Below are 18,397 nucleotides of genomic sequence, written 5' to 3'. Positions count from 1 at the left end.
ACCGTGTCAGGAGGACCGAAGAGCGGCGATCCGGTCGGCGAGGGCCTGATTCATCGCCTTGAACTGCGGCAAGGTGTTGTCGTGCAGCGTGCCCCGGTAGAACGGGACCGCCACGCCGGTGAAGTCCTCGCTCTGCGTCACCCGGACCCGGCCACCCTCCAGCGGATCGATTCTGAACCGGTGTTCGCCGTCGAAGATCCAGCCGGGGCCGATCCGGCCGATCCAGCGCAGTTCCCTGCCCGGCTCGGCGGCCAGCACGGTGGGGGTGAAGGTGGTGTTTCCGGTGTCGTCGTGCATCACCAGGCGCAGCGTGGCGTCCTTCTCGACCGTGCCCTTGGCGGAGATCATGAACGGGTTCCACTCGTGGTAGGCGGGGAGGTCGGTGAGGACCTGCCAGACCTCCTCGGGGGTGGCCTCGATCTCGATCGAGGCCTTCAGGGTGTAGGGGCGGGCATTGGTCCAGATCGTGTAGGCGGTCAGCAGGAGGAGGAACACTCCGAGCGCGGCGAGCAGCCGACGGGGGCGCAGGCGATTCCGGGGCGGGCGGACGGCGGTTTCCGGTGCGGTCATGGTCATGGTCATCAGCTCTCCGGGTGGGGAAGGGCGCCGGTGAGGGCGGCGTTGACGAGGCGTTCGGCGTAGGTGCGGTCGATCGGATGGCCGGTGATCAGAAGCCGGTAGTAGAGCGCACCGGCGAGCTGGTCGAACAACAGGCCGGGGTCGGTGGTGGCATCGAGGGCGCCGCGCTGCCTGGCACGTTCGATCAGCCCGAGGACCAGTTGGTTGCGCCGGGTGAAGACCTCACGCACCAGCACTCCGATATCGGGATGCCGGGCGGCCGCGGCCACGAGCTCGGCCACCACTCCGGCCGAGTGGTCGTCCGCGTCTCCGTGTTGCCCGGCGCGTCGCATGCGGTTGAGCCCGAGGGCGATCTGCTCGGCGTAGTCAGTGAGATCCGCGCGTACGTCCCTGGTGTCCGGCACGGCGACGTCGTCCTGCATCCGGGCGACCACGGCGATGGCCAGGTGATCCTTGGTCGGCCAGCGCCGGTACAGCGTCGTCTTGGCCACTCCGGCCTGCTCGGCGACCTTGTCCACCGCGAAGCCCGTGTACCCGTGCGCCAGTAGCTGTTCCAGCGCCGCGTGCAGGATCCGCTCGTCCGCCTCCGTGTCGCGAGGCCGGCCCCGTTGTGCCATCGCCACACTCACCACCTTTCCGCTACTGGTGTTTCGTAAATCGACCGTAGCGGGAGCTGAACGATTTACGCAACGGTGGTAGCGAAATTGGCGCCACGGCTGTGTCGGGCGGCGCCGGAGGCCACGGCATCCGGGCCGGCCGGTCGAAGTCGACTGCGGTGCCCTTCAGCTGGCCCAGCCCGTCGTGGCCGCAACCCTTTCGGGCGGTTGTCGTACCCCTGTGCTGTCCTTGTCCTGCAGCAGTGGCCTCGAGATGAGGGAGCACATCGGTGAACCGCGAGCAGTGGCGTCCGTTCCTCCAGCAATGGAGCGAGGAGTGGATCGACAGCCATGACCCCGAGAAGGACGCCGAGCTGGACGCGGCCGTCGTGCGTGACTGCTGGCTCGGCTTCGCCCCGGCGAGCGAGGCGGAGATCGCGGCGGCCGAGGCCCGCTTGGGCCGCACTCTGCCGGTGTCACTGCGCGAATTCCTGGCGGTTACCAACGGGTGGCGGGACGCGGGCTGCTTCATCTACCGGCTGGCCGGAACGGCTGAGTTGGAGTGGCTGGCCGACTCCGACCGGGAGTACCTGATCGAGATCTACGACGAACTCGCGGAGGGCGACGCAGAGAGCGAGGATGAAGAAGAGGAGGAAGAAGACGCTGACGTGATCAACGAGGGAGCGGTGCTGAGGCGTTCTCTGCTCGTATCGCTCGACGGTGACGCGGCGGATATCTTCCTTGACCCCGGGGACGTGAATGAGCGCGGGGAGTGGACCGCTTACTGGCTCACTTCTTGGTCGGGGAACGGGCTGGAGCCCTTCGACTCCTTCTACGAGTTGATGTATGACCAGTACAAGTCGTTCCACGCTTTGCGGAAACCGGAGGGGGAGACCAAGAACCGCTGGGACGCCCAGGTAGAAGAGGCCCGGCTCGCTGCCCTCAAAGGCGAAATCGACGGCCCCTTGAAGGTCCTGACCGACGCCGAAGAGTTCGGCAACGAGCGGGCTCTGCTGCTGCGGTTCCAGATGCTGACCATGCTCGGCGGCGGTGAGCACGAGACCGGGATCAGCCATGTCGTGAACTACGGGCACCATCCCGGCATCCTGCAACATCCCCTGTTCGAAGACGAATTGCTGCCTCTTGTCTTCGAGGAGGACCGCACTCGTGATCTGCCACATGGATGGTCGACCCTGCGATTCTCCAAGGAGAACGGCCCGGAATGGCTGCGGTCGCTCATCGCCGACCACGAGGCCCGCCGCGCTGCCCCTGATTTCCAGCTCTCCTTCGGCAACCCGGAATTCAACGCCGCGGTCCACCACATCACGGACCGACTGGCCGCAGACCCCGCGTTCCAGGTCCCGGACCCGTATGAGGAGCAGCGACGGAACGCGACCTACGAACAGACGTGGGTGGACGGCCAGCCCGTCATGCGCGTGGAAATACCAACCCTGACCGTCTCCACGGTCCTCGTCAGCGAGGAATCGGAGGACGGCGTGCCGGCCGACTTCGAAGCGCACGACCCCTTTGGCGCATACGACCGGGCACGGGAGCGTCAGCTCATTGACGCGGCCTGGCCCGAACTGAAGGAGGCGATACGGCTATGGCGTCCGCTGCACGAGGACCACATCGCCCCCGTGGCGCTGTTCGCCGACCCCGTGCTCGCCGAGATGATCACCGGCGAGCGGGGGCGGGAAATCCTGTCGATGGGTCGGGAAGTCCGACCGGACCACTAGGCGGTGGGCGCCTTGAGGGTGGTTATGAACGCGGCCCAGGAGCGGGAGGGGAATATCAGGGCGGGGCCCTCGGGGTTCTTGGAGTCGCGGACGGGGACGATGTCGGGGAGGTTGTCGGCGACCTCGACGCAGTTGCCGCCGTCGTTGTTGCTGTAGCTGCTCTTACGCCACGTGGCAACGCTCAGGTCCGGGGTGGTTGGCATGGGGTCCAGTCCTCCATCACGGCTTGGATCATCGCCTCGGAGTCGCGGGGCGAGAGGGCCATGGCCCTGAGCAGATCGTAGTTCTCCCTGCGCCGTGTGACAGTCTCCTGGTCCTCGACGATCGTCCCGGACTGGCTGCTCTCGTCGTACGCCACCAACGGCTCACTGGGAATCGTGAACAGCGTCAGTGAGCCGCCTCTTTCCGGATGCTCGCCTGCGGTGAAGGGCAGCACCTGAATGGTTACGTGTGACTCTGTCCCACGCTTGATCAGAGACGCCAACTGGTCGCACATCACCTCAGGCCCGCCAACGGGACAGCGCAGCACGGCTTCGTCGAGGATGAACCAACAGCGTGGCGGCTTGGGGCGATCCAACAACGCCTGACGGTCGATGCGGGCCTTCACCAGCGCCTCGATTTCCGCCTGCGGAGCGTGCCGGTGGCCGCAGCGTAGGGCGCGCTCGGCGAGCTGCGGTGTTTGCAGAAGACCGGGGAATGTGGCGCTCACGTACTGTTCGATGATGACCGCCTGGCGCTCGAGCTCGATCATCCGCCGGTACTTGCCCGGAAACGGCTCGTTCTTCGCGAGCGCGTACAGCCGCGCGAACAGTCCGTCAGTCCCGAAGCACGCATCCAGCTTCGCAGGAAGGTCGTCGTACGGCAGCGACTCCGCCGCCTCGATCCGTGCGAGGTGCGATTTGCTGTAGTTCAGCACCTCCGCCAGCCGCCGCAGCGACATGTCGGCCTTCTCACGGTGGCGGCGGATCTCCGCGCCGAACAGATCGCGGGCGGAGCGGTCGGGGAAGAGTTCGCGTGGCTGGAACGTCATGGGTCCATCCCTCCTGGTCCCGCGATGTGACTGGGACCACTGGCCTCTGTTGAGCATACGTGTCGGAGCGCAACGATTGGCGCACTCACCGTAATTGGCCTGGAGGAAGTAAGCCCCGGCGACCGTGCGCGCGGTCCCGGGGCGGGCCAACCCGACGTAGGAAGCAGGTCGACATGGATCAACCTATCGAGCGCGTCACCGCCCGGGGCAAGGGCATTTCCCGCCGTGCGCAGGCCGAGCCCGACGGCCCGCGGATGACGATGCGCGTGTATCGCGTGTCCTCGGAGACCGGCGCGGTCACGGAGGAGTTGGGCAAGGTGATCGTCATGATCAAGGACAAGCTCGCGCCCCTGCAGTCCAGCCAGTTCCCGCCCTGCGAGTGCCCGCTGCACCGCGACCGCTCGGCGCCCTGGTACCGCTGCTGAGGTTTTCGGTTCGGGTTGACTGCTGTGTGCGGCGGTGCGCTTCGCTGTGCGGCGGGTGGGCTTCGCTGCGCTTCGGCTGCGCCTGTGCGTCGTCTCGCGGTATTCGGTTCGGGCGGGTGCGGGTTTCGTCTCGGACCCTCCGGGTCCAAAGCGGCAGCAGCGGGAGGGAAGGGGGCGGCCGACGCGGCGTCCCGGTCCTCGGCCCGGCGGGTGGCTGGGCTCAAAGCAGGCTCCGCTGCGCTCCGCCGCGACTGCTGCCGCGCGGTGGCTGCCCGGTCGGTCCAGCGGTGCGCCCGGCCGGGGGGCGGGAGCGCGACGGATGGGCAGGCACCGGGGGACGGGATCGCCTCTCCACCCACCTGCTCTTAAATAATCGCTTGATGCAGTACTTGATGCAGAGCAAGCATCTTTTTAAGAGCAGGTGGGTGGAGGGCCCCAACCGGACCGGCATCCACCGCTCCGGGCGACCATCCGCCGCCCCGCCGTTCCACCGCCCCCTCGGCCGGTGAGGGCCCATGGGGCTGGACGGCGACGATGCCCCTGGCGCCCCCCTCCCCTTTCCCGTTGCTGGCCGCTGTGCGCCGAAGGCGCGAGACGATGCACGCACGCGGCGTCCGGACCATGCCGTCCAGCGATCGCCGGCCCGTTCGTCGCGCTCGCGCGCCTCGGCCCAGCGCACCGCTGGACCGACCGGCTCGCCACCGCGCGGCAGCAGCTGCGGCGGAGCGCAGCGGAGCCCGTCGTAAGCCCAGCCACCCACCGGGCCAAGGAACCAAGACAACGGACCAGCCACCCCACATCCATTGGGGGCGGTAGCAGTCCGCGGAAGCCGGGTTACAAACGGGTGGGGACGGTGTCTTCACCCTCCGTTGAGGGGGGTGGGGGACAGGCCTCGCTCTGCCGCCCAGGCGCACAGTGCGGCTTCGGCCACCTCGCGGGACAGCGGGCCGCGGTCGACGTGGAGTTCCTGAAGGTGGCGGATGGCCGCCCCTATCGTGCGACCCTGAGGTATGCCGAGCAGGGCGATGATTTCCTTGCCGTTGAGGGGCACCGGGATGCCGGGCAGCCGCTCATAAACGGCTCGCTCGGCTGCGGCACGCTCCGCGTACTCACGCTTGGCCTGCTCCCTCGCGTACCACTCGTCGTAGTCGGCCGCGTCGTACGCCTTCAGGGCGGCCCAGCGCCAGTCCTCCTCGTCCCGTCCTTGGCCAAGGCCTACTTCCACGAACAGGTCGCGACAGTCCGGCGCGTCAGGGCCGGCCGACACCACGCCGAGCCGGGCGAGCGCGGCGTTGATGGGCCAGTCCTCCCGCAGACCGTCGAATGCCGACGTCTGCACTGGGCCCCATACCCGTACACCAGCCCGCCACAAGGCAGCAGCCTGATGCCCGTCGCCGCCCCAGAAGTCCGCTTTCACATGGGCCACCGGTCCGCCCTGTGAGAGGGCGCACAGGATTCGCGGCAGATCACTGCGGAGCGCGGGGGGCAGTGGCATCAACCCCAAACGTTGCGCGAGCGGGGCAACCACCGCCTCCGACACTCCTTCGGCCCAGCTTCGCAAGCGGTCGAAGTCGCCGATGACAGCGTCGAGTCGGTACGACATCTGCGCACAGTAACCGCGTACCCGCGGTGTCGGCCATCCGCTTTCGTCGCTGCCGCCATCACGATCGAAGCACCCAAATGGATGGCTTCTTGGCCCGAGCCGCGAGAGCGGCGGCCATCTGCGGTTTCGCGTGCGCCGACCACTGGCGCCCCCGCGCAGGCGGGCACGGACGGCGAGTGGTCGTCTCCAGCCCCAGCAAAGCAGTGGGCTCCTTCCGCCGGCGTACCCGGCGTACCCGGCGTACGACCAACTTGCCCCGCCGTCACCCCACGCCACCGCCGGAATTAACGAACTACCGGTAGGCATCTCACCACGGTTCGCGGAACGTGATGCCGAGGTGCTGGAAGAGCCCTTCGCGCTGCTCGGCAGTGGCCAGGACCATGACATCGTCGCGTCCGATGGTGTAGTGGCCACTGTCGACGCAGCGGAAGGTTCGGGGGTCGTCGTCGGGGCTGAGCGCTTCGATGGCGGCCTGGGCCGCGCCCATGTCGAGGTAGTCGTTCGACTCCTGCTCCACGTCGAAGGAGAGCTCCTTGCCGTTGCGCTCGAAGTACATCGTCCCGAGGCCGGAGTCCTCGTCGTCCGGGTCTTCCTTGTCGAAGCGGAAGTTGTCGACGGTGACCCTTCCTCCGGTGAGGGCCGCGGCCTGGGGTTTCGTCATGGCTTCATCCTGTCAGCCGAAGATCGCTTCGCCTCCAGTAACGTCAGCCCATGGCGATCACTGCGGAAACGATCACACGGCTGCGGACCACCGCGATGGCGGGCGATGGCCGCGCCGCGCTGCAGCTGGGGCGACTGTTGTGCCTGACGGCATCGGAACCGCGGGCTCCCGGCGACGGTGACCAGAGCTGGCCCGAGGAGCGCTGGCTGCGCGCCGCGGTGGAGGCACGGCCCGATGACATCGAGGCCCTGACGTTGCTGACCGGGCGCCTGGCCCAGCAGATCTCGTACTGGGAGGCCGTCCTGGACATGAACCCCGACGTCATGGAGGACTACGGGGAGGACGAGGGCACCGTCAGGCGGCGGCAGATCGAGGCGGAGGAGCTGTACGCCCGGATCCGTGCGGCCGGCCCCCTCGGCCACGCCGCCGAGGCCGGACTGGACGAGCTGGCGGTGCTGCTCGGCGTGAGCGGCGAACCGGCCGCGGCGGAGGCCGCGTACAGCTTCCATGTGTTCGAGGACGAGGCATGGAGTGGAAGCGTGCGGTACGGCACGACCATCGTCGCGTCCGACGCCGACGAGATCCGCTGGGCATGCGATGAGTGGTTCGCGCTGGAGACCGGGCTCAGCAGCGCCCCCACGCTCACCACGTACGTGGACGGCGCCGAGGTGAGCTCGATCGACCTGCGCAGGCACCTCGTCGATACGACCGTGTCATGGGATGACGTCGACGTGCCCGAGCTGACCGGTGTCCGGTTGCCCGTGGGGCTGCCGGTCCTGGGGCACGGGCTGTACTACGGCTTTGCGGGCGCGGCCGAGTAGCGCCCGAGATGCCGGAGCGCCCCGACGGAGCCGGGGCGCTCGAATCGCTCGCCGCTGGGCTGACTCGCTGCTGGGTTAATCGGTGAGGGTCGGAGTCGTCCAGGTTCGCCATTCGGAGAGGTTGCCCGGCTTCTTGCTCGAGATCCTGATCGTGCCGGCGGTGTTGCCCGTCTTGAGCAGGAACTTCTGGATGTTCTGCTGCAACGGGGTCTTCCACTCGGACCTGACGGCGCAGTGGTTGCCGTCCTGGATGTCGGACCAGTAGGTGATGTTGGCGCCCGCGCCGAGGGCCTTGTAGACCTCGGCCCCGCCGAGCGCCGCCACGCTGCCGGACTTGGCGCCCAGCCAGTCGATATGCGGGTTCTCCATGATGAAGAGCCCGCGCGGCGCCACCATGGCCACGATTTCGTGTGTGTCCAGCGGCAGTGTGGTCGGGTTGCCCGTGAAGGAGCCGAACGCGTCGCCCAGCCACGGCTGTTCCGAGTAGGCGCTGCTCAGGGGCTGTGAACCGCTCTCTCCAGGAATGCCGCGGAGGATGGGAGCCCCCGCGGTGCCCGACTCGATCGGCATGGTCAGCGCGATCCGCTGGTCGAAGGCGCCGATGGCGAAGGCGCCCTTGCCGTAGCGCGAGCAACCCGTGACGCCCATCGCGTCCGCCTTGAGGATGTTGCCGCCCGACTGCTCGATGACGTCGATGATGCGGCTCACCCCCCAGGCCCAGGCCATGAGCACTCCGGTGCTGCTCTGCGAGCCGTAGATGCTGTAGTACGCGCCCTGCTTGTTGTTCCGTGGCGTGCCTTCGCGGCCGACCGCGAGGGGGTCGTAGCTGATGACGGCGGCGCCGGAGGCTTTGATGGTGGCGGTGTCCGCGCCGAATCCCCCTACGACCACGACGGCCGGGAAGGGGCCGGAGCCACTGGGAAGTTCGACCTTGGCGGAGAAACTGGAGCTCTTGCCCTGGTCCGACACGTTCACCGTGATGTTGGTGTTCGAGACCGTCCCGGTGACACTGGCGGGCTTCGCGTGTTTCTCGCCGTAGAGGTACTTCTCCGCCAGCTTCTTGAACTCGGCTCGTCTGCACCGCCAGTCGGACTTGGTGGTGATGCGTGTCCCGTTGAGCCGTGTGAAGGGGGCGGGGAGCTTGGAGTTGGCGGTCAAAGAGCCCGGGTCTTGTACGGCGCAGTCGGCGCCGTCGTCCTCGACGCCGGGGGCGATGCGTGTCGCGGGCGCCCCGGGGTTGCTGGTGGCGCCTGCCTGGGTGGTGAGGGTGGTGGCCGTCAGGCTCGCGACGGCCACGAGGACCGCGGGTGCCCACACCCGTGGCCGTAATCGCTGAAAGCGCATGTGGGGACCTCCCTGAGAGGGCAGCTTCTGGCTGTGGGAGCGCTCCCACCAAGGGGCGGGCCGGATGGGTAGCAACACCTGTGACCCGGGCTCGGTCTTCCCATTGACCAGGCCCGGGAACCGGTCCCGCTGAGTGGCGCGTCAGTCCCGCGTCAGCCTCGCGTCAGTCCTGTGCCTCAAGGCTCGCGCGTACGCGGCCGACGACCCATGGCGCCCCCTCCGTCGGCCACGAGGCGGTGAGTTGGGTGAGCAGGGCCCGGTGGTCCGCCAGCCGGGGCTCGTCGGTGAGGCCCAGGGCGGCCGTGGCCTGCACCTCCAGTTCCTCGCACCCAGTGGCGCGCACCAACTCCTCGGTCGCCGCGTCGCCAGGGGCGTCCCGCAGCGATCCCAGCGCGTGGGTGCGCTGCGATACGGGAAGGCTGCCGTCCCGGGCGAGGGTCCCGAGAGTGCTGATCAACTCCTCGTCCGCCGTGTTCGTTTCGTAGAGCAACCCGCTGATCGTGTACAGGGCGCAGCTGCGCACCTCGGGGTCGCCGGCCTGCCGCAGGACACCGGCGAGCAACGCCGCGTCGCCCGGCTCCCACGAGCGCCCCACGCGCAGCGCGTCCAACGCACTCAACGCGCTCAGGTGGCCGGCGCCGGCCGGTGCCGGGGGCCGGCGCAGCGCCTCGCGGGCGCGTGCCAGCACCTGCGGCGCGTCGACCGAGCGTGCCTGCTCGCCGAAGTGACTTTCGAGGCCCTTGTCGTGGTACCAGTGATCCAGCGCGATGCCCACCGCCACCTCGTGGCCGCTGTCGAGCAGGGTGCGGAGCGCGCGGTGGTACGTCTCCTCGCCGCTGGGCGCCCGCAGTTCGCGGTGTGCGCGGTGGAGGTCGGGGTCGGCGAGCCGGTGGGTTTCCCAGTGGATGCTGTGCATGCCCCCCAACACCGCCTTGCGGACCAGATCGGCGTCGTGTGCCGAGGACATGATCTCAACCGGCCAGCCCTCCACCGCCTCTTCGAGCAGGTCGCGGTGCTCGTCGATGCGTTCCGGGCGGGACAGCCACCAGGCCGCCTGGACGTGGATGTCCCAGTCGTCGCCGTCCAGGGCCCGCAGCAGCAGCGGGTTGGCCTCGGGGCCCAGTGCGTCGCCCAGCACGCGGAGTGCGATCTCGTGGTGGCCGGACAGGGACGGGTCGAACACGAAGCGGCTGACGAGGTCGACAAGTCGTTCACGATCGGGTCCGTCGGCCGCCTCGGCCGTACGGTCGTCCGGCGTCGTCCCGGCCGTGCCGTCGTCTGCTTCGTCCGTGTCATCCGCGTCATCCGCGTCATCCGTGTCCAGCACTCCGTACGCGACCCAGAGCGCCTTGTCGCGCACCCCGTCGCTGGTGGCCCGCTCCAGCACCTCGGCGATCCGCCTCGCGTCCGATGGTTGCGGCCAGCGGGCGCCGATCGCGTTCAACGCGCTGATGTGGTTGGCGGCCTCCCCGGTACGCGGACTCAGCTCGGGTGGCGACGGCGGATCGCCCAACACCTCCCAGGCCCGAGCGACCACCTCGGGCGCGTACGCCTCGATCTCGTTCGAGTTCAGGAAGTGGCCCAGCCCCTGCCAGCTCTCGAAGTAGTCGAGCGCGATGCCCACGGCCACCGGGTTTCCGCTGTGGAGCAGGGTGCGGAAGGCGCGGTGGTAAGCGTCCTCGTTGCCGGTGGGAAACATCAGCTCCGCGTGGGCGCGTTCGAGCTCCGGATCGTCGTCCAGCCGGGCCCCGAGCCAGTAGATGCTGTGAAACCCGGTCAGCGCCTCCCGCACCAGGCGCGCCTCGTATGGCGCGTCCTGCGGCCAGGTGGCCGCCAGCCGCTCGACACGTTCCCGGTGGTCGTGGAACCGGCCGTTTGTGGTGAGCCCGAGGGCGCCTTGGATCTGCAGCCGGAGCTCGCTCGACTCGGTGGCGCGGACCAGGAGGGCCGTCGCCTCGGGGTCGTCCGCCTCGAACACCGCGTGCAGGGCCTGCGTACGCTCCCTCATGTCGACGTCGAGGCTTTCGTCGAATGCCACGGCGCCGAGCGCGGCGACCAGCCGCGGGCTCGGCGTCTCGGCCGCGGCCAGCGCGGTGGCGGCGGCCGAACACGCGGTGGAGCGCACATTGTCATTGGTGGCGAGGGTCAGAGCGTCGGCGATGAGGTCCACGTCGGCGGCTTCGGCGAGGTTCATCATCGCGTTCAGCGCGCTCGCGTGGTTGGCGCCCGCGGAGGTGTCCTCGTCCTCGGGGGTCGGCGGCCGGCGGAGCAGTTCGCGGGCCACGGCGAGTACGTCGGGCCCGTACTGCGCGACCGCGCTCTCGCCGCCGAACCGGGTCAGCGCCCCGGAGTACTGGAAGTGGTCGAGCGCGATGCCCGCGGCGACGGTGTGTCCGCAGTGGAGCAGGGTGCGGAAGGCGCTGAAGTACGCCTGCGCCTCGGTCGGAGCCATCAGCTCGTCATGCGCCTGCTCCAATTCCGCGTTGGGCAGTTCGCAGCCTTGCCAATGGAAACTGTGGAAGCCGGCCACCATGTATCCGCGTCTCCTTTCCGGGGGCCACCGAGCCTATCCCGGTGCAACGCAGCCCAGTTGTCGGTCACGGCTGCTGGAATGGGTCCCACACACAGCCCGAGTAACACCCAGTCCGAGCAACCGGGCAACCGCAAGGGAGCCGTATGACCAGCCCGCAGAACCCGCAGATCACCGCGCTGTTGCAGCAAGTGGCGCACAGCATGGCCAAAGGGGCGCCTCCAGGGTGGCGGCGGGCATCGATCAGCGCTCGTGCCGACCGGCACGGCATCGGCAGCCACGGAGTGGTCAATGTTCTGGCGAACGGCAGAACACGCCCCGGATCGATGCGGACACCCAAGCAGCTGCGGCGGGTTTTCGAGCTGGACGACACCAGGGCCGACGAACTGACCATCGAGCTGGTGGTGTACCCCGACGGCCGGTTCGAGGCGCTGACCAGCCGGGCCATCGTGCTGCAGCCCCAAGGGCCGGGCCATGTCTACGTACTGCGGCCCGATGTCCGGCCACCCGACGCCGGCGATCTCCAGCCCGGGCCCGCGGACCCGACACAGGCCGGAGATCCGCAGGAGGCGGTGCGGCTGCTGTGGGCGCATCTGCGCAAGCGGGCCGAGATCTTCGGCTGGGAGCCGGGCCGCCTCGAACGCTTCGAGGACGTGCTGCCCGACCCCTGGGACGCCGAGGGGATCGAGGACTACGAGCGGAAGCTGGGCGCGTCGCTCCCGGACGATCTGCGCGCGCTGTACGCCGTGGCCGACGGCGACGGCGGGGACGACGGCGCCCGGCTCTTCGACCGCCATATCTGGCTCGCCATCGACCAGTTGGTCTCTTTCCGCCACGCGGACCGCTGGTGGGCGGCGGGTGACAGCTGGCAGTACCACTCGCTCGGTTCGGTGCGCTCCGACGGTCTGCCGTGGGCCAGGGCGCGGTCCTCGGCCGATCGCCCCGGCTGGATCATCTTCGCGGAGAGCACCGGCGGCGACTTCCTGGCCGTGGACATGGATCCGGCCGAAGGCGGCCGCCCGGGCCAGGTGATCCGGGTGGGTCTGCACCACGACGACGGCCCGGTGTACGTGGCCGACTCGGTGACCGAGCTGCTGCGGCTGGAACTGGCGGCGCTGGAGCGCGGCGACTACAGGTGCAAAGTCCCGTCCGAGCAACTGTGGATCGACGCCGGGCTGCCGCAGCTCCCCGGCGACACCATCGACGGCGCGGACGGCGCGGACGGCGCGGACGGCGCGGACGGCGGAACGGACGGCTCGGGCGCGGCCTCGGAGCCACCCGTGTACTACGCGCACGTGACCTGCGACGCGGAGCTGTCGCCGCTGGCGGAACATCCCACGCTGGCGGCCGTGACGGTGCGGTCGACCGAGCCCGTGTCGCTGGCCCCGCTGCGGGACTGCCCCCGGCTGTACGGGTTGGATCTGTCCGGGGCGGCGGTGCGCGACGTCGAGGTGGCCGCCCGGATACCGGGCCTGTGGTATCTGGCGATGCGTCCGGAGCAGTGGCGGGAGCTCATCGAGCGCGCCGGGCCACCGCCCGCCCTGGCCGCCGCCGTGCTGGCCGGCGGCTCTTCGGATGCCCCCGTGAACGCCTCCTCGCCGGAGACACTGGCCGAGTGGGCGGCCGGCCTCGGCGGCGACCAGGGCGACATCCGCTACTACTCCGGCCGACTGCCCGGCTAGGCGCTCAGGCTAGGCGCCGGACCACCGGCAGGACCGGGCCTGGGGGCTACGCCGCGCAGCCCCGCAGAGCGAACGCGATGGTGGCGCCCAGGCCCTGCTCGACCTCTTCAGCGGGGAGCGTGCCGTTCGCCGCCAGGGTGGCGAAGCCGTGTATCGCGGCCATGACCGGCAGCATGATGCCCTCCACCGGCCCTGGGCGTACCTCGTCCCTGCGCTGCCCTTCTTCGATCAGTCCCGTGGCGATCCCTGCCAGCCGCTGCGAGCATGCGATCAGCTCCTTGGACGCACCCGGTTCATGCTTGACCGAGTACATGAGCTCCAGCAGAGCCGCGTTGTCCGTGGCGAAGCCCACGTAGGCGCGTGCGACCGCGTCCAGCCGGTCGGCGAAGGCCTCGCCCGACTCCCGCGCCGCCGTCAGTGCCCCCAGGAAGCGGTCGAATCCCTCCAGGGCCAGCGCGTCCAGCAGGGCCTGCTTGTCCTTGAAGTGGCGGCTGGGCGCGGCATGGCTGACTCCGATGTCACGGGCCAGCTCCCGCAGCGACAGGGCGGCCGGGCCCTTGTCGCGCAGCGTCTGCTCGGCGCGAGTCAGCAGCGCGGTGCGCAGGTCTCCGTGGTGGTACGGGCGGGTCTTCATGCGCAGCAGTCTATCCACGGTGTGACCAGCGTCTACATTGTTGGCGTTGACATCATTGTTTGCGATGCCTACATTGGCTCGCATGGCAAAGACCCTGAAGGCACCCCGCTGGACCGAAACCCACCTCCCCGACCTGACCGGCCGCACCGCCGTGGTCACCGGAGCCAACAGCGGCCTCGGCCTCGCCACCGTCGACGCCCTGGCCCGGGCCGGTGCCCACGTCGTACTCGCCGTACGGGACACGGGCCGCGGCGAGGCCGCCGCCGCGACCGTGACCGGTGCGCGCGGCACCCTGGAGGTGCGCCCGCTCGACCTGGCCGACCTCGCCTCGATCCGCCGGTTCGCCTCCTCCTGGCAAGGCGACCTCGATCTGCTGATCAACAACGCCGGCGTCATGAATGTCCCGGAGGCCGGCACCAAGGACGGCTTCGAGATGCAGTTCGGCACCAACCACCTCGGCCACTTCGCGCTGACCAACCTGCTGCTGCCGCATATCACCGACCGCGTGGTGACCGTCTCCTCCGGCGCACACCGGATCCCGAGCGACAACCACATCCACTTCGAGAATCTGAACCTGACGGGCGAGTACGCCCCGATGCACGCCTACGGCCAGTCCAAGCTGGCCAACCTGCTCTTCACCCTGGAACTCCAGCGCCGCCTGACCGCGGCCGGCTCCCACGTACGCGCCCTCGCCGCGCACCCCGGCTGGGCCGCCACCAACTTGCAGGGCAACGACGCCAGCTTCCTGCGCCGCGCGGCCATGCGGATGGGCAACCGGGTCTTGGCGCAGGACAGCAAGGCGGGCGCGCGGCCGACGCTGTACGCCGCGGTCCAGGACCTGCCCGGCGCGGCCTACGTCGGACCGGACGGCTTCGCCGAAATGCGCGGCGCCCCGACGCTGGTCGGCCGGTCCGTGGCGGCCAGCGACCCGGAAACGGCCCGCCGCCTGTGGACCGTGTCGGAGGAGCTGACCGGCGCCACCTTCCCCGAGCGGCTGGGCGCGGACTTGGCGAGGCCGACTGGTTCGGCGATATAATCGGTATCTCTGCGCGCGCCGGTCCTTCCTGGAGAAGTTCGACCGCAGCGGCCCGAATTCGACTCTGTCGCTCTGTCGCTCGGTTGATCGAGTTCGGTAGGCGGTCGTCGCACGAATAACGCCGTGAGTGTGAGGGAGGTCAGTTCCCTTGGACCTCAACACCATCACCGAAGTCGTCCGGCGGCCCTCCGACAGGCCAGGCGCGGACTGGCGCGAAGGCGACACCTGGCTCGCAGGCGGAACGTGGCTGTTCTCCGTGGAGCAGCCGAGCCTGCGCCGCCTGATCGATCTGACGGCATTGCACTGGGATCCGCTCGTCCCGAGCGACGCGGGCCTCGAAATCGGCGCAACGTGCACCATCCGCGACCTGTACGCCTTTGCGCTGCCAGGTGTTGGGATCGCGGGCACCCTTTTCGCGAAAAGCTGCGAGGCATTCCTGTCCTCGTTCAAGGTCTGGAACTCGGCGACCGTCGGCGGCAACATCTGTCTGTCATTGCCCGCAGGCCCAATGATCACGCTGACGGTCGCACTCGAGGCGACGTACGAGTTGTGGGCTCCCGACGGATCCGCGCGCACCGTCGATGCCCTCGACTTCGTGACCGGCGACCACCGGAACATTCTCACTCCCGGGGAAATCCTGCGGCGCGTCGATATTCCGGCGAGCGCCCTGAGGAAACGTGCTGCGCACCGCCGGTTCACGCTGACCCGCCTCGGTCGCTCGACGGTATTCCTCATCGGTACTCAAACCCCGGGAACGAGCGACCTGGTGCTCACCGTCACAGCCGGCACGACACGGCCTGTGCGCATTGCTTTCGACACCATGCCCGATGCCCGGGCTCTGCGGCAGAGCATCGACGTCATCCCCGAAGAAGTCTGGTTCGCCGATCCCAACGGGACCCCCGACCACCGCCGCCATCTGACCAAGCACTTCGCCGAAGAGATTCGTCGCGAACTCATGGCCGGGGGCCCGGCATGACATATGTCGTGAACGGCAAGAGCTTCGACGAAGAGCCGGCCCCCGGACAGTGCCTGCGTACTTTCCTCCGCTCACTCGGCCACTACGGCGTCAAAAAGGGGTGCGACGCAGGCGATTGCGGGGCATGCACGGTGTGGTTGGACGGCGATCCGGTACACAGCTGCATCACCCCTGCCTACCGCGCAGACGGTCATGAAGTGACGACGATCGAGGGCATCGGCTCACTCGGCGATCTGCATCCCATGCAGCGACAGTTCCGCGATGCACCGGGTTTCCAATGCGGCTTCTGCACCGCAGGGATGATCATGACGTCGGCAGCGTTCACCGAGGCACAGAAAGAGGACTTGCCCCGGGCATTGAAAGGCAACCTCTGCCGCTGCACCGGCTATCGCGGGATCGAGGATGCCGTGAAGGGCGTCGCCGGCGTGGAGAAAGCCGCGCCGGGAAAGGCCGCCGGGGCGAGCGTCAGCGCCCCGGCGGCCGACGATGTGGTGACCGGCCGTGCCGAGTTCACCATGGACACCCACATCGAAGGCATGCTGCACCTCAAGGTGGTGCACTCACCGCATGCGCATGCCCGGATCGTCTCGATCGACAAGACCGCCGCACTCGCGGTTCCCGGTGTCCATCGGGTCTACACCTGGGAGGATGTGCCACGTAAGCGTTTCACCACGGCGATCCACACCGATCATCTCGTCGATCCGGACGACACCTTCATCCTCGACAACACGGTCCGCTTCGTCGGCCAACGCGTCGCCGCGGTCCTGGCCGACACGGTGCGGGCGGCAGAAGAGGGCTGTCGAAGGGTCGACGTGGAATATGAGGTGATGCCGTCCGTATTCGACCCCGAAGAGGCGATGGCCGAGGGGGCGCCACAGCTGCATGGAACGCACGATCCATTCGTCCGCGATCCCGTCCACAACATCCTGATCGAGATCCATTCGCATATCGGCGATATCGACGCGGGGTTCGCCGAAGCCGATGTGATCCACGAAGGCACGTACTCCACACCGCGAGTGCAGCACGCGCATCTCGAGACCCACGGCTCCATCGCCTGGATGGACGACGGCCGTCTGAACGTCCGCACCAGTTCGCAGTCGCCGTCGATCGCAAAGGGAAAACTCGCCTATCTGTTCGCGCTGCGCCCGGACCAGCTCCGGGTGTTCTGCAAACGTGTCGGCGGCGGCTTCGGCGGCAAACAGGAAGTCATCTCGGAGGATCTGGCCGCGCTCGCCACCCTGGACACCGGACGCCCCGTCTGCTTCGAGTACACCCGCGAGGAGGAGTTCACCACCGCTTCGACACGGCATCCGATGACGCTGACGGTCAAGCTCGGCGCGAAGGCTGACGGAACACTCACGGCTTTCCAGGTCCGCAATGTGTCGAACACGGGCGCCTACGGCAACCACGGCGGCGAAACGCTGTATGCGGGCGGCGCTGCCGTCATGATCTACCGCTGCCCCAACAAGAAGTACGACGCGTTCTCCGTCTACACCAACACCATTCCCAGCGGGGCACTGCGCGGTTACGGGATGACGCAACCGACGTTCGCCGTGGAATCGGCGATGGACGAACTGGCACGCACACTGCATATCGACCCGCTGGAACTGCGACGGCGCAATATCGTGCGACCGGGCGATCCGCTCGTCGCCATGCACGACGGCCCCGACGACGTGGTAGTCGCCGAGGACGGACTCGCGAAGTGCATCGATCTCGTGGCTGACGCCATGGCCCGTACGGCCGATCCCCGTACGGCCGACGCCCGTACGGCCGATGAGCCGCCTCCCGGATCCGACTGGCTCGTCGGGGTCGGCGTCGCGAGTTCCGTGCACGAGACCGCGCCACCGACCGAACACATCTCCGAGGCCTGGGTCACGCTCGGCGACGACCTCATGTACGAGTTGGCCGTCGGCACCGTCGAATTCGGCGAGGGTACGTCGACCGCGCATGTCCAGATCGCGGCCAACCAGCTGGGCACGACGCCGTCGCGGATTCGCCTGGTGCAATCCGACACCGACCGCACGGGATTCGACACCGGAGCCTTTGCGAGTGCGGGCCTTTTCGTGGCGGGCAACGCGGTACTCCGAGCGGCCAACGCCGTGCGCGACCGGATACTGGAGGTGGCTGCCGCGCATATGGGTGTCCATGTCGCGATGTGCTCGCTGGACGAAGAGGGTGTCGTCTGCGGCGACCAGCGCGTGTCGTTGGCCGAGCTCGTCCCATTGGCCCGGGCGCACGGAGTTCGGTTCACCGCCGCCCGCAAGGCCTACGGCTCACCCCGAAGCGTCACCTCCAATACGCAGGGCTTCCGAATCGCCGTCCACCGGGTGACGGGAGAGATCCGTATCCTTTACAGCGTCCAGGCGACCGACGCCGCCGTAGTCATCAACCCCGCACAAGTCCGGGGACAGGTGGAAGGCGGCGTCGCCCAGGGAATCGGCTTCACGCTGACCGAGAACCACCACGTCGACGCGGACGGCGCCATGGGAAACCCGAACCTGCGCAACTACCGCATCCCCACCTACGCCGACATCCCTCGCACCGATGTGCTCCTGGTGGACTCGGCGGACTCCTTCGGTCCCCTGCGGTCGAAGGGGATCGCGGAATGCTGTATCAACCCGGTGGCCCCCGCGCTGGCGAATGCCCTCCACGACGCCACGGGCGTCCGCTACCGCGCGCTGCCCCTGACCCCCGAACGGATCTACCGCCGGCTCAACGAAGACCAGCCGGTGCCGAGGAACTGA

Annotated in this window: 16 protein-coding genes; 7 read left to right on the top strand and 9 right to left on the bottom strand. The window is 68.6% G+C overall.

Annotated features, from left to right (window positions below):
* Positions 1-6: 6 nt before the first annotated feature.
* Together ACWDSL_RS07540 and ACWDSL_RS07535 are read right to left on the bottom strand one after the other, a co-directional pair.
* Positions 7-582 (bottom strand): SRPBCC family protein, encoded by a 576-nt coding sequence (locus ACWDSL_RS07540; RefSeq protein ID WP_450482687.1) that lies wholly within the window; start codon positions 580-582, stop codon positions 7-9.
* On the bottom strand, positions 582-1,196 hold the full coding sequence (locus tag ACWDSL_RS07535; protein WP_450482685.1) for a TetR/AcrR family transcriptional regulator: 615 nt from the start codon (positions 1,194-1,196) through the stop codon (positions 582-584). Before ACWDSL_RS07535 ends, ACWDSL_RS07540 begins: the two co-directional genes overlap by 1 nt.
* Positions 1,197-1,465: 269 nt before the next feature.
* Here ACWDSL_RS07535 and ACWDSL_RS07530 point away from each other — a divergent pair, with 269 nt between their 5' ends.
* Positions 1,466-2,911, top strand: a complete 1,446-nt coding sequence (locus tag ACWDSL_RS07530) for an SMI1/KNR4 family protein (protein ID WP_450482683.1) — start codon at positions 1,466-1,468, stop codon at positions 2,909-2,911.
* Here ACWDSL_RS07530 and ACWDSL_RS07525 read toward each other — a convergent pair.
* Positions 2,908-3,114: a DUF397 domain-containing protein gene (locus tag ACWDSL_RS07525; protein WP_450482681.1), complete on the bottom strand. Its 207-nt coding sequence runs from the start codon at positions 3,112-3,114 to the stop codon at positions 2,908-2,910. The genes ACWDSL_RS07530 and ACWDSL_RS07525 overlap by 4 nt on opposite strands.
* Entirely contained in the window at positions 3,093-3,941 is an 849-nt protein-coding gene (locus tag ACWDSL_RS07520; protein ID WP_450482679.1) for a helix-turn-helix domain-containing protein, read from the bottom strand. The genes ACWDSL_RS07525 and ACWDSL_RS07520 overlap by 22 nt, the downstream gene beginning before the upstream one ends.
* A 173-nt stretch (positions 3,942-4,114) precedes the next feature.
* Here ACWDSL_RS07520 and ACWDSL_RS07515 point away from each other — a divergent pair, with 173 nt between their 5' ends.
* Entirely contained in the window at positions 4,115-4,366 is a 252-nt protein-coding gene (locus ACWDSL_RS07515; protein ID WP_450482677.1) for a hypothetical protein, read from the top strand.
* Positions 4,367-5,225: 859 nt separating this feature from the next.
* Here the strand turns inward: ACWDSL_RS07515 and ACWDSL_RS07510 are convergent.
* Both ACWDSL_RS07510 and ACWDSL_RS07505 read right to left on the bottom strand, forming a co-directional pair.
* Positions 5,226-5,705 carry a hypothetical protein gene (locus ACWDSL_RS07510; RefSeq protein ID WP_450482676.1) on the bottom strand — a complete coding sequence of 160 codons (480 nt, stop codon included), beginning with the start codon at positions 5,703-5,705 and terminating at the stop codon, positions 5,226-5,228.
* Between the two features lie 571 nt (positions 5,706-6,276).
* On the bottom strand, positions 6,277-6,630 hold the full coding sequence (locus ACWDSL_RS07505) for a hypothetical protein (RefSeq protein ID WP_450482674.1): 354 nt from the start codon (positions 6,628-6,630) through the stop codon (positions 6,277-6,279).
* Between the two features lie 50 nt (positions 6,631-6,680).
* Between ACWDSL_RS07505 and ACWDSL_RS07500 the strand changes: the two genes are divergently transcribed.
* On the top strand, positions 6,681-7,451 hold the full coding sequence (locus tag ACWDSL_RS07500; RefSeq protein ID WP_450482672.1) for a hypothetical protein: 771 nt from the start codon (positions 6,681-6,683) through the stop codon (positions 7,449-7,451).
* A 75-nt stretch (positions 7,452-7,526) separates the two neighbouring features.
* Here the strand turns inward: ACWDSL_RS07500 and ACWDSL_RS07495 are convergent, their stop codons facing one another.
* Both ACWDSL_RS07495 and ACWDSL_RS07490 read right to left on the bottom strand, forming a co-directional pair.
* Positions 7,527-8,795 (bottom strand): glucuronyl esterase domain-containing protein, encoded by a 1,269-nt coding sequence (locus ACWDSL_RS07495; protein WP_450482670.1) that lies wholly within the window; start codon positions 8,793-8,795, stop codon positions 7,527-7,529.
* Positions 8,796-8,958: 163 nt separating this feature from the next.
* Complete coding sequence (locus ACWDSL_RS07490; protein ID WP_450482668.1) at positions 8,959-11,328, bottom strand: hypothetical protein; 2,370 nt, start codon at positions 11,326-11,328, stop codon at positions 8,959-8,961.
* Positions 11,329-11,471: 143 nt separating this feature from the next.
* Between ACWDSL_RS07490 and ACWDSL_RS07485 the strand changes: the two genes are divergently transcribed.
* Positions 11,472-13,007, top strand: a complete 1,536-nt coding sequence (locus tag ACWDSL_RS07485) for an SMI1/KNR4 family protein (protein ID WP_450482666.1) — start codon at positions 11,472-11,474, stop codon at positions 13,005-13,007.
* A gap of 46 nt (positions 13,008-13,053) precedes the next feature.
* On the opposite strand, the gene ACWDSL_RS07480 is transcribed toward ACWDSL_RS07485, so the two are convergent.
* Positions 13,054-13,641, bottom strand: coding sequence for a TetR/AcrR family transcriptional regulator (locus ACWDSL_RS07480; protein WP_450482665.1), 588 nt, complete (start codon positions 13,639-13,641; stop codon positions 13,054-13,056).
* Positions 13,642-13,723: 82 nt separating this feature from the next.
* Here ACWDSL_RS07480 and ACWDSL_RS07475 point away from each other — a divergent pair, with 82 nt between their 5' ends.
* From ACWDSL_RS07475 to ACWDSL_RS07465, 3 genes are all read left to right on the top strand, one after another.
* Positions 13,724-14,677, top strand: a complete 954-nt coding sequence (locus ACWDSL_RS07475; protein WP_450482663.1) for an oxidoreductase — start codon at positions 13,724-13,726, stop codon at positions 14,675-14,677.
* Positions 14,678-14,825: 148 nt separating this feature from the next.
* Positions 14,826-15,653 (top strand): FAD binding domain-containing protein, encoded by an 828-nt coding sequence (locus ACWDSL_RS07470; RefSeq protein WP_450482661.1) that lies wholly within the window; start codon positions 14,826-14,828, stop codon positions 15,651-15,653.
* A complete protein-coding gene (locus ACWDSL_RS07465; RefSeq protein ID WP_450482659.1) occupies positions 15,650-18,397 on the top strand; it encodes a molybdopterin-dependent oxidoreductase in 2,748 nt (915 codons plus the stop codon). Before ACWDSL_RS07470 ends, ACWDSL_RS07465 begins: the two co-directional genes overlap by 4 nt.

Source organism: Streptomyces sp. NPDC000941 (genome assembly GCF_053599555.1).
This window is presented reverse-complemented; position numbering and strand designations above follow the sequence as displayed.